The 12,124-nt window shown below is 66.1% G+C and carries 9 protein-coding genes; all 9 read right to left on the reverse strand.

All coding sequences use genetic code 11. The features are described 5' to 3' along the window. Positions 1-144: 144 nt before the first annotated feature. The 9 genes from OG203_RS16120 to OG203_RS16160 all read right to left on the reverse strand — a co-directional run bounded on the left by OG203_RS16120 (position 145) and on the right by OG203_RS16160 (position 12,098). Positions 145-1,698, reverse strand: coding sequence for a hypothetical protein (locus OG203_RS16120; protein WP_405166466.1), 1,554 nt, complete (start codon positions 1,696-1,698; stop codon positions 145-147). A 90-nt stretch (positions 1,699-1,788) separates the two neighbouring features. Further along, positions 1,789-2,256 carry a hypothetical protein gene (locus OG203_RS16125; protein WP_405166467.1) on the reverse strand — a complete coding sequence of 156 codons (468 nt, stop codon included), beginning with the start codon at positions 2,254-2,256 and terminating at the stop codon, positions 1,789-1,791. Next, positions 2,253-3,641 carry a type IV secretory system conjugative DNA transfer family protein gene (locus tag OG203_RS16130; RefSeq protein ID WP_405166468.1) on the reverse strand — a complete coding sequence of 463 codons (1,389 nt, stop codon included), beginning with the start codon at positions 3,639-3,641 and terminating at the stop codon, positions 2,253-2,255. The genes OG203_RS16125 and OG203_RS16130 overlap by 4 nt, the downstream gene beginning before the upstream one ends. A 475-nt stretch (positions 3,642-4,116) precedes the next feature. Then, on the reverse strand, positions 4,117-5,442 hold the full coding sequence (locus OG203_RS16135; RefSeq protein ID WP_405166469.1) for an ATP/GTP-binding protein: 1,326 nt from the start codon (positions 5,440-5,442) through the stop codon (positions 4,117-4,119). 248 nt (positions 5,443-5,690) lie between these two features. Next, positions 5,691-7,265 (reverse strand): hypothetical protein, encoded by a 1,575-nt coding sequence (locus OG203_RS16140; protein WP_405166470.1) that lies wholly within the window; start codon positions 7,263-7,265, stop codon positions 5,691-5,693. After that, on the reverse strand, positions 7,262-9,391 hold the full coding sequence (locus tag OG203_RS16145; RefSeq protein ID WP_405166471.1) for a hypothetical protein: 2,130 nt from the start codon (positions 9,389-9,391) through the stop codon (positions 7,262-7,264). The genes OG203_RS16140 and OG203_RS16145 overlap by 4 nt, the downstream gene beginning before the upstream one ends. Positions 9,392-9,405: 14 nt before the next feature. Further along, the gene (locus tag OG203_RS16150; protein ID WP_405166472.1) at positions 9,406-10,014 is read right to left on the reverse strand and encodes a hypothetical protein; all 609 of its coding nucleotides are present in this window, start codon (positions 10,012-10,014) and stop codon (positions 9,406-9,408) included. Positions 10,015-10,230: 216 nt separating this feature from the next. Continuing rightward, positions 10,231-10,569, reverse strand: a complete 339-nt coding sequence (locus OG203_RS16155; protein ID WP_405166473.1) for a hypothetical protein — start codon at positions 10,567-10,569, stop codon at positions 10,231-10,233. A 170-nt stretch (positions 10,570-10,739) separates the two neighbouring features. Further along, a complete protein-coding gene (locus tag OG203_RS16160) occupies positions 10,740-12,098 on the reverse strand; it encodes a hypothetical protein (protein WP_405166474.1) in 1,359 nt (452 codons plus the stop codon). Positions 12,099-12,124 lie beyond the last annotated feature (26 nt).

Genomic DNA, 12,124 nt, shown 5'->3' on the forward strand with positions numbered 1-12,124 from the left:
CAGTTGTTGTTTGGCAGCGCGAATGTCGCGGGCATCGACCAGGGTTCGGATGGCTTGGATCGCGTCGCTGGCGGCGGCCGCGGAGGCCCCCGCGGCGGTGTCGTTGTGGTGTGGCTGCGCCATGAGAACCTCCTCGACGTTGGGTCACGGGTGGCGGCGGTGAGGCCGGGTCCGGTTGGGCTGGCGTGCTATTCGCTCGCGGCGTTTCCTTGCGGCATCACGGGCTGGGCTGTCCTCTGGTCGTGGCGTTCGTGTGCTGTCAGTACTGGTGCGGTGGCGCTGGCTGACAGTGACGGCCGGGTCGATGAGTCTTTGGGCCGGGTCGCGCTCACCTGATGAGGTGAATCCTGTTGTGTTCGAGTGATTTCCGGATCGCGTCCACTGGATCGGTTGTCCGGATCGGATCGCGACCCGGATGGTTCTGCTGGTGGCCAGGTTTGTGCCGAGTTCGCGGAGTTGCTGGTCGAATTCGCGCAGCCGAGCCGTCACATCGGCGGGAACCCTGGATTCTCCGTCATGGCCGGGATCTGTTGTATTGGTGTGGTATTGCAGTGCGGTGAGTAGTTCTTCGCAGGAGTTGTATCGCCCGATCTGGTGTAGCTCGCCGGTGTGGGCGTCGCCGAGTTGGGTCAGTCGGAGCTGGTGGCCGTACCAGCGGTTGGCATGGTGGACGGGGGTGTGTCCGGCCTGGATGATCAGGGTGGGGTCGTGGGGATGGGGGTAATGGATCTCGATGCCCTGCCAGTCCAACTGTTGGTGGGCTTGTTCGGCGTGGTCGGTGATCTGATCGAGCCAGCTGGAACCCGGCGCCGGGAGGAAGACGACATCGCGGCGTGCGGTGCGGTCGATGTCTGCCAGTTCCGCGACAGTGTCCTGTCTGCCGAGACTGGTAGCGAAGTCGAGGGTTTGGTCGCGCAGGTCATCGGCGTACAGCTTGTGTTCGAATCGCAGGGTTCCAGCGTCGGGATGGCGGGCTGAGATCATCGCGGCCTGGTAGTCGTCACACAGGACCTCGTAGTGCAGGTCGTCGACGAAGGGTTTCCCGTCGCGCTCCCGAGCACCACTGAGCACCGTCGTAAGACGGTCGAGCTCGGTGACCACCTCAGCGGCGGGGATCGCGGTAGCGATGGTCAACAGACGTCGTTTCCCGCTGACCACGTCATGGGCGGCGACGGTCAGGTCGACGGGGGTGTCAGCGTCGGCTACCGCGCGTTCGCGCACCCATTCGCGGGCTTTCCACCAGCTGGTATGTGCGCCGAGGTCGCCCGTGGTAGTTGCGGTGTGGGTGTAGGTGGCGATGTAGGCCAGGGAGCTGGTGTCGGTGGGTTCGGCCATCCTGGCGCGGCGGACCAGCCGTGCGGCCTGCTCCAGGCTCGCTCGTACGGTCGGGGTGAGGTTGGGAGGGTTGTGCACGGAGCCGTGGACGGCTTCGTCGAGGTTCTGACGCGCCAGGTCCGGGTCGTTTGCCCAGTCCTCGATGGCGGCGTCGAGGTAGCGCCACCGTAGTGCCCATTGGGGTGGACCGGTCAGCCAGGCCCGTTCCAGTTGGGTCGCTGCAGTATTCAGTGCCAGGTATTCGGTGGCGGACTCGGTAGTGATGGAGCGTTGACGCAGCCGGTAGAGATCGTCATATGCCTCACGCATCCCGGATTCGCTGAAGTCGTGTCCCAGGTGTGGGGCCTGCCTGTCGTCGTCCATGCAATCGCCTCCTTCTCGGTCGCGAAATATGTCGTGTACCAGCTCCTTTCACTGTTCATGTCGGCGTTGTTGGCTCGTCAACGGCGGCGGTCACTGCCCGCCGCCGTGTGTGCCCTCACTGTGGCGATCGAGGTCGGCGGCGACGTATTCGGCGAGGCTGGCTTGGGTGGGTTGGGGTTGGTGGGTGTAGCGGCAGTAGTTGGGTTGGCATGCGGAGAAGTCCGAGATTTTGGTGAGGCGTTCGACAGTGGGCCATAGCCATTGGGTGTGCCAGGCAGTCGGGTCTTCACGAGGCAGCTCCGTGGTTTCGGGCTCGCACCAGTAGGCCGCGGTGTGGGCGGCCATCAGGGCGGTCAGTTCCTCACGTACGCCGTCATGCTGGAACCAGCAGGAAGGGATGCGCGAGCCGAGTTGGTAGGTCGCTCGCAGCCAGCCGACCCAGTCGATCAGTTCCCGCCACAACGCTGCGGCCTCGTCGCGGTCGAGGTGGCGCCAGCTGTAGCGGCACGGGTCATACTGCGGCGCTGAAGGTTTCGGGTCCGACGATGCCGTGTTCATCGCGAGCCTCCGTGTTCGTCGGCCGGGCGCAGGTGTGCGGGAACGGTTCCGCTGGCGATGATCTGGTCGAATAGCGCGGTGGAGGCAAGAGCTTGTCTGCGCCAGCGTGGGATCTCCCACACGCTGGGCAGCCGGAGCAGGCAAGCGGGTGCGTTGCGATACAGCAGCAGCCCGTGGTCGCTGGGCAGTTCGCGGATCTCGTCGGCGCGCAGCACGGTGTCGTCGTGGAGTTGGTAGGTGCGTCCGCCTTGGTGCAGGCTGGCTTCCCAGCTGCGGCGTTCTCCGATCAGTCGCGAGATGGCGGCGAGTTCGTCGGTGCCGCGCAGGCCGGGCAGAATCAGCATCGCCGGGGCCGATTGGGGCAGGACGCGTCCGCCCTCTGTCCCCCAACGTAATTCGTTCTGGTCTTGGTTGTGGGCGAAGGCCCAGACACAGATTCCTTTGCCGCCGGAGTCGGTCATGATCTGGGGCAGGTCCGGGATCGGGGCGACATTATTGGTTTCGTCCAAAACAAGCCGGACCGGTGGATCCAGGCGTTTGCCCGGCATCCGTTGAGAAGCGCGGTCGGCGACGTGATGGACTTCGGCGGCCAGCGCGGCGACGAAGGGTGCCATGGATCGGGTGCTGCCCCGCGAGACCAGATACAGGGTGTTCGCGCCCGAGAGTACGAACTGTTCGATATCGAAGGATTCCGAGAGCTCGACGTCGATGGCGGCCAGCAGTTTCGGCGAGGCTAGCGGTTCGAGCAGTCGTGAGGCGGCGGCCAGGACGTCGTCGGTGGATTCGCTGCTGGAGACGAGGATTTGGTCGAGTTCGCTGGCCCAATCGGGCAAGGTCTGGCTCAGGATGTCGACGGGGGTGCGGTTGGTGCGTGCCGATATCCATACTCGGACATCGCGGATCGAGTAGTTCGCCGTCGCGGCGGCGTGTAGGCAGCACCGCAGGACGGTGGAGGCTTTCTGCTCGAAGTAGGCGCCGTTGCGGGTGCCTTCGAGGGGCATCGCGCGTGCTGCGGCGTCGGCGCGGCGGATCGCGGTGTCGGGGTCGGTGCAGCCGGCCAAGAACGACCAGCGCAGCCCGGCGGGCCAGCCGGTCAACCCTTCCGGATCGAACACAGCTACCCGGCCTCGTTGGGCACGGTGGGCGATGGTCGCGGCGACGAGGTCAGCTTTGGTGGTGGTGACAAGGGCGAATCCTGGTGCGTCACATACGCGTTGGTAGGCCACTCGCCAGGTCTTGCCCGCGCCGGTCGGTCCGTGGACGATCACTCCGTCGCGGTGCTGCAGGTAGACGTGCTCGCTCGGTCTGTCGGCAAGGACACCGAGGTCGACCGCTGCCAGTGAGAGGTCTGTGCCGCGTGGACATGACAAGTACCGACTCCTCATCGCCGCCACCTCCTCCTGAGCTCTGATCGCGGGACCAGGCTGGGGAATTCGTGCCGGGCGCGTTGGAGAGCTCCGTGCCGGTTCAGACCGACGCGTCGCAGGTCGGATCGGTTTGCCAGGCCGGGCCGGTGGCGGTGGCGGCGTCGGCTATCGAGCTCCTCACTGCAGATGACCGCCACTGAACACCACACCGTGCCGACCACGACGACGCACAACCAGGTCAACCAGGCCGGTCCCGGTCGAGGCTCACCAGGCCACGCCGCAGCAGGGTTACCAGGACTGCGCACCAGGCGCCCCAGCGTCGGAATCATCTGCACGGGCGCGAGCAACCCGATCCCATGCCCGGCGAGCACGCCCGAGACCGCGCCGCCGCCGACTACACCTGCAACGACCGTGGTCACGGCATAGATCGCCAGGACAGCTCCGGCGGGCAGCACCGGTTCCCCGCGAACTGGGTTCGGTAGTCGGCGCCCGGTCATGACGCGATGTCCTCGACGATGGTGTTGGTGTCGTCTGATGTTTGTCGGCCGGTGATCGCGGCGTCGGTGTCGGTGAGCACCATCTCTTGCGGGGAGCGAATGTGGGTGAGCAGGAACGGATCTCGGGTACCGATCTTGACCAGGCACTGCCCGCGCCCCAACCGCATCAGCGTGTCCTCGGTGCCGGCGGGAAGCCGGTACAGGCGCACCGTCTCGGCCGCATCGTCGGCCCGGGACTGCCCGAACAACACCACGATGCTCGCCTCACTCATTAACGCCCGCGCCGGCGAATCCGCAGGCTGGTCGGCAGGATGATGGAACGCGGCGATAGTCGAAAGGCCCAGTCCGCGAGAGAGTTTGACGTTGCCCCGAAACACTTCACCGGTCGATCCGGCCGCGACGTGCCAACCTTCCTCCACCACCAGGATCGTCTGCTGGTACCGCGAGGAACGTGCGGCCAACTTGTTGGCCAGCCAGGTGTTGGCGGTGGTCATCACCACCCGCAGCGCGGGGCCTTCGGTGGGCAGGGCGCTGAGATCGAAGTGCACCAGCGGATGGCTCTCCAGCGCTGTGCGCACGGCGGGGCTGGTGGGTGAATCGACGAGTCCGCGTAGGTCGCGTTCGGCCAGGCGCAGTAGCGCTAGCCCTGGCTCGAGTCCCCATTCCAGGGCTCGCTCGCTCCAGCGTGGCCCGAATCCGTTGCCGTCTTCGGGGTTCGGGTCCAGCAGCCGCAGGGCCAGGTCGCGGATGATGGGATCCCTGCCTGCCTGGCGGGCTTGGGTGGTGACAGCCGATAGTGCGGCGCCGACGGCGGCCTTTTCTTTCTCGTCCAGCTCACGGGCCATGGCGTCGGTCAGGACCGCGATCACGAGTGCTTCTTGCCCGGCCGGGACGACTCCGTCGATGCCACCGCTATGGTCGCCGCGGGCGCTGATGGCCGGATCCAGCAGGTTCAGGCACGCTCCATGGCCGCCGACCCGGAATCGGATGCTTTCCGCGCCCAGCGTCTGGGCCAGTGGGGTGTATTCGCCCACGCCAGCTTGGGGCTTCTTATCCAGGATGACAACTTGGCGGTTGGCCACCAATTGCCGTAGGACGCAAACGGTTTTGATCCAGGAGCTCTTGCCGCGCCCGATGTCACCGATAACGACGACGTTGATGCCGCTGGTTTCACTGCCGTAGGCGGCGAAGGCGTCGACGATTTCCAGTTCTTGGGAGATGGTGTTCAGGCCCGCGAGCACACCGTCCTGGCGCGAGCGGCGTCGGCTGGTGGCCAGGTTCCATGCCTCGGCTTGGCGAGTGGTCGACCACGCCCCCTCCAACCGCGGCTCGTACCAGCCATACCGGTCCAGCCCACGTCGCCGCTTCGGCCCCGGGCACCGCGCGAGCTCGCGCTCGGCGATATCCTCCGCTGAGGTTGGTCTGCTGCCTTTCTCCTCTTCGCGCAGGGCGTGAGGCTGGCGGGTCGGAGGTTTCCGGTACGCGAAACCAGTTCGATGCCAACGGGATTCGTCGCTGTCGCGCTTCTGACTACAGGTGCGAGGGTGTCTTTGCATGGTCGCTCGCCTCCTTATCGTGTGTAGGGAGTGGCGGCGAGGCCGCGTCCTAGAGGCAGGGTTGTGAACATCGCTACGTCGTGATCGTCAGTGGCCCAGTCGATTCCGGCGATAGCCGAATCGTTGGCGGCCTCTTCGACCCGCATGCACGCGCGATCTAGGTCATCGGGGTCACGGCCGGTCACTGCGATCGCCACGGCATACACTGCACCGTGGTGTCCGGATCCGGGCACCAGATCGTGGCGGCGACGACCGGAGGCATTGGTCAAGACCTCGGTCGAACCGTCGTCGAGCTTGCCGCGCTTGGCCTCCTTGGTCTTGCGTGCTTGATCGGCCGTGAAGTCCCCGCGTGCGGCTGCACGTGCCCGGTGGGCGGGCACGAAATCCAGCCGGACGCTGATGGTGCGGATGGTGGGCATCGGCGCGGTCTCGTCATCGCCGGGATCGGCTTCCACTCCGGTCAGCAACGGTGCCAACCACAACGGTCCGAGCTCGACGGGCTCGATCGCACGCGGCCGGATATAGCCGACCCGAGTCCGCCAGGCGCCTGTGGCTCCCACGGCAACGCTCTCGGGCCCGCCGATGTAGGTGGGCCAGCAGCTGGTCCAGGTGGCGTCGCGATGGCGATCAATCTTGAAGCTGGGGTCCAGGAAGGCACGGATGATCGCGCATGCCCGACGTTCACCGAGCACATCTATGCGTCCCATGCCCGCCATGACGAGAAGTCTTGTGGCGCGTTCGGTTTCGTCACGTACGAGTTGCGCGATCGCTGCGGCGGTGGTGGCGTGTTTGGTTCTGGCCAGCCGTGCGGTCTCGGCCATGAAGGTCTCGGTCTGCGGAATCCGCAGCACCACAAACGATCTGTGCTCCTCGGCCAGGGGTGCGGTGAGGTCGATCAGTGCGCCATAGGATTCGACCGCGGGCCCCAGTCGTGGGTCGGTCAGCTGGGTGACCCGGGCGTGGGCCCATCGGGTGTGGCGGGTCATGTCGTGCGGGACACTGCGATGCAGCAGTTGGATGCCCCGGATGTGAGAGCCGGCGCGCGCTAATTGCGCGAGGAACGTCCCGAACGATGCCGACGTGGCCGCATAGGCGCTGTCGCCGCGTAAGCCGTCAGCGACTCCTTCCACCGCGACCATCACCGAATACGTTGTGCGTTCACCAGGATTGGCGGTGCGGACGATGAACATGTCGTCCAAACCCGTTCCTGTCACCGGTAACGGTGCGGTGTTACCTAGGGGTGGTGGGAATGCCCAGCCCGGGTCCAGCTGCGGGTCACCGTGGTGGGGGTCGTTGCGATGGCGGTAGATGTGCTCACCGCGTCGACGCCGCAACCGGGTGCGTGCGGTGTGGGAGCGGCGGGCCGCCCATGAGGGTTTGTCGTGCCATTCCATCGTGGCCGCGAACACCGACACCAGCGTGATGATCGCGGTGGCGATCGCCCACACCTGCCCGCCGCCGAGCACGTAGATCGCGACTGCGGCGGCAAAGGCGACGGCCCAGCTGATCAGGACCGGGCGTGACAGGCCCAGCCAGGATCGGCGGGCGATCTCCCCGCCGAGGATCGAGGTCCGTGCGCCGGTGCTCATGAGGACTCCTCGGCGTCTCCCGGTGCGGCTTCTGCGGTCGAGCGTGCCTTGCTCAGCGCGCCACTGGCCGCCTGCGCCGCGACCGGGGCGGCAACCATTCCCGCCGACAACGCCGCCGAACCCAACCGCCGGACCGGAGCTGTCGCGGACCGTCCCGCCTCGCCAGGGCCACGCTTTCCACCGCCTGAACCCGCGGAACCGTCGGTATTGCGGGCCAGGGTTTGCCCGAACCGCGATTCGGTCGCTGACCGCCCGTCGCTACTGCCCGCGGTACGCCACCCTGGATCACTCGTGCCGCCTCCCGCGCCGGTTCCGCTATCAGGGGGCGCGCTCTCGCGCCCACCACCCCCCTTGCCCCCGGCCCCTCGGCTGCTCCACCACATCGCCGTACCCGCACCGCCCACCGCGCCGGCCATCAGCGAGGGTGATTGGCCGAACCCGGCAGCATCCGAGCGCGACGGCAACAGTGGCGCGTAACGCAGCAGCGACCACGGCGCCAGACCTGCGACTCCGAAGGCGACAACGACCAGGCACAACTGCCCCAGCGTGCCCAGTGGTTGTTGTTCAGCGGTATCGGTAAGTCCGGCGTCGATGACTCCGGTCAGGGTGGCCAGCAGCAGAAACAGCAGTGGCTTGGACACCACGATCGCGATAAAGACGAGCACCGGGCGTAGGGCTTTCTTGCGCCATTGCGGGTGCACCCACATCCCGAACCCGATCCCCGCGGCCACCGCCAGACACGGCAACGCCACCTGGTGCATCAACAACCCCGCGAACACCGACAACGCACACACGATCAACAGCAGAAACAAGAACAACCCGACCAAGACACCGCCGGCGATGTCGGTGGCCGTGAGTTCGCCGGTGAAGCGTTTGAGGTGGTCGATCATCTCGCCCATGTCCGGGCCGACCATCTTCGCAACCGATTCCGAGGCCAGGTTCGCCGCTTCGACCAGCATCGCGGCGAGCATGGGTGCGAACAGCATCATCAGCACCCCGGCGGGCATATACCCGAACAGGTCCCCGGCGATGGTTTTCACGGTTTCGCCGCGAGAGGTGGTCCGCCACAACGCCATCAGCGTCATCAACCCCATCACCATCACCCCGATCCCGGTGCTGAAGGCGTACCAGCGCAGAAACCACCCCGCACTCGGGTCGAAGCGCCCGGTCGCGGCCAGCCCGTCGAGGACCTTCGCGCTCAACTCCGAAGCACTGGCTTTGGAGGAGTTGGCCCAGTCATCGATCACCGACTGCGGATCATCAACAAACCGCACCACCTTGCCGGTGACATCCACTAGCCAGGCGAACGCTTGAGTGAACGCCCCGCCAGCCGATTGCCCGGCAGCCCCGAACATCGCTTTGCCGAAACGATCACCAAAGGAGGTGTTGCGGTCACGCCACTGCGCGGTCCCGACCAACAACTTGCCGACGGCTCGATTCCAGTCCAGGCATCGCACCAGATCCCCGCTCGCCGGGTCTGCGTGGGTGCAGTCGACGAAAAACGCGTGCACACAGTAGGACTGATCCACACCGCACGGATCGGTCCACACCCGCCCTGGCACCGCGGAGAAGTCTTCGCCGGTGGCTTTGGTGATCTCGTGCATCGACTGCCGGTCCGGGGTCTTGGCCCAGTCGAAACCCCAGGCGTTCCACGCTGGTGTCCCCCACCGCTTCATATCCTCCGCACACGCCGGTGAAGGCAAATGGAATGTCCCATCCCCTGCCGGAAACACTCTGGGCAGCATTTCTTTCGGTGGCTCGATCCCCTCCTGGATCCAACGTCCGGCGTCCGGATTCGCGCTCGTGCCACCCAGCAATGTCTTCTTCTGTTCGTCGCTGGCCGACCAGTACGCCAGCCGGTCCTCGACACCCATCACGGCGTTGACATAGCCGCCGATATCGCCGCCCCGGTTCGCGCAAGCTCCGGAAAACCATGGTGCGGTGCCGAATTCATCGGTACCGGCCACGAACTGCCGCAACTCGGGCGGGAATCCGTGGGGCAACGATTTCGGTGCAGGTGGCGGGGCATCGGGTTGGGCAACTGCGGTCGCTGCGCCGGTGCCAGCACCGATCGCTAACGCGCACAACACCGTCGCGATCACGGTGATCACCTGGTGTCGGTTCATCGCGCTCACCCCCGTTAGTTGACGTAGACGGTGTAGTAGCCCGATTGCAGCGGCTGGCTCAGCGGGGAATCCGCGCCCGGTGCGACGACTTCGTCCGGGGAGGGCCCGACGCGGCCGATCGCGTCTTTGGCTTTCCAGTCCCCGCGTTCCCACACCAACTCCACCGTGTGGGTCGCCCACGCAGTCACCACCGACACCGGCGCACCCTCGGTGATCGCCGAGCGCGACACCGCCATCGTCCACACCATCACCCGCGCCGACGACGAGGTGAACGCGGTGACGCTGACCGCCGCCGGAACAACATTGACCACATCCGAGCCGGCGGGACGGTCCCGTCCGATCCGCATCGAATCCCGCAAATGCGGGCCAGGATCTCGCGCCAGCAACGCAGTCTCGACCGCGTCCATCGCGATCCGGCCCTGCCCTGCTTGGGTCAACGCCTGCATCGTGTTCACCGCCGCGGTCGCCGCGCCTTCACGGTCATGGGCGTATCCCACCGGGACGCCCTCGCGGACGCTGGTCGGTCCGTGTGCCAGCCGCACCGTCGCGCCGGATCCGCGCTCAGTGGCGTTATCTGCGTCGCAGGACCCGACAATCAACAACCCAGCCAACCCCACAGACAAGACCACACCCCCGCCGAGCAGCACCTTTCGCATCACCGTCGCCCGCCGCCGGTCGGTCTGCTCACCTGCCTCATCCGACCGAGAGTCACACTGTCTACTTGCTATCGATTCCGGACCAATATCGGCGAATCTGCTTGTTGTCCATCGCATCTGCCCACCTCCTGTCCGTCTCACCAGTTCCATCGCTCACACAGCTCACGTGCTGAACCAACGGCGTCATCCCCCGACGACGAAAAGGATGGTCGCCACCAGGGGCGAAGCCGCCGCGACGAGTCCGACCGAGATCAGTGCGTCTTGCAGCTCTTCGGAGCCTTCGGACAGATCGTTGGCATAGCCGCGGCTCTTGGCGCGTTTGACCTTGAACGCGCCCACGATCACGCGTACCGACGCGCCGATGATGACCAACGCCCACAGGAACGCCACGATCCGTTTCCAGGTGGCGTCCAGGGCTCCCCCGAACAAGCCGAAATCCGGGCTCACCCCACCCAGCGGGTTCTGAATGCCCTGCGCTGACGCCGGCACCACCCCAGCCAACGCCACCATCGCCACGCTCATTGCGACCACCACCGCGTTGCGATAGCACTTTGATAGCCGTTGTGGCACAACATTTTTACCCATCATTGCTTCACCTCCTGCCCAGAAGCGTCCGGGCATCTTCGCGGGGCCGCTCTGTTGGTTTCGTCGGGGTCGGTCGGCTTCCCGTGCTCTGCTGCCGCTGATGTCTCTCACCAGCCCGGCGCCTGGTCATGGTCGGGTTGGGCCCACGTGGGCACCTGGTAGCGACCTGTGCGGGATCCCGCCCCTTCGTGCAACGCGTAGGCCAGCAGACGCCGATGAGTCAACGATTCCTGGCTTTCACCCAGGCGCAGCGAATCCGGCACGAAGGCCGTTTCTATCGGTGCGTGCTGCGCCGCAAGGGTTTCCGCCACGCCATCGGCGACCGCTGCGGCAACCTGCGACCATGCCCACAGTGCCGCACGGTCCAACCGCGACACCGCGATCCGCTCCCCTCCCGCCAGCACCGGGCCATAGGGAACCCGCAGGACACGCCCGATGTCCGCACGATCCAAAGCATTGGTAACCTCGCTTTCCTGGCGGATGTCGCCGTGCTCGGCGAGCACGATGATCGCGTTGGCGGCCAAGGTTTCGTGCCCGGCATCAGCGACGCCATCGAGCAGCCGTAGCGCCGCCACCACGACGTCGCGGCGGTTCACGACCGGCACCACGAGTTGGGTGGCGTTCTCGACGCTCCAGCGAAACGCTGGTGCGCGTTCGTTGTTGCCGGTATCGATCAGGATCATCGAGCGGTGCCGCCGCAACACGGCCAGGATCGCCGCGCACTCCTCGCGCCCGATATTCACACTGCCGCCGGGGGTTTGCTCGGAGGCGAGTATCTCGTCCAGGCTTGGCTGTCGCTGCAACATCCGACCTAAGGCGGAGGCATCTCCGTTGGCAGAGCACAACTCTCGTGCATGCGCCAGTACGTCCCACACCGATTCCGGGCCGCTGCATGTCGCGGCACGTGCGGCCAGGGTGCCGCAGGCTTCGTTGGCGTCCCAGGCCACTACCTGCCCGCCACGCAACCGTCCGAACAGTGCCGAGAGCACCACCGTCACCGGCGTCACTCCCGATCCGCCCTTCGGGTTGGCCACAACGACCACCGATGTGCCGGGCAACGGTTGCCGAATCCGTTCCACCGCATGCCGATACGCGACCTCCGGACTCGATCGAACAGGCTTGAGCCGCAGCCCAGCAGCATTGAGGATGCCGCGCCACCCCCACTGGGCCGGATCGGTTTCCGCTCCCTGTGCCGGTCGCAGCAGCATCGACAACCGGATCTCCCGCGCTGCCGCGACATCATGTGCCGACGGCGGAGTGGGCGACAGGTTCGCTTCCCCGACGCCATAGGGATCGTTCGATACCGACGGCTCGTCGAGGCCATCCTGTGTCGTCGGCGCCTCGAGGCTTTCGTCCTCGGTTTCGGTGGGCGGTGGTCGGCGAAGCCGTTGTCGCCGCAGGTCCACCGGACGTTCGGCGGTGTATTCCGCCTCGGTATCCCCGGCGCGAACAGTGGTCTCTTCCATATCCGCCTCCTTGACCCAGCGATCAG

Source organism: Nocardia sp. NBC_01499 (genome assembly GCF_045040275.1).
GTDB lineage: Bacteria > Actinomycetota > Actinomycetes > Mycobacteriales > Mycobacteriaceae > Nocardia.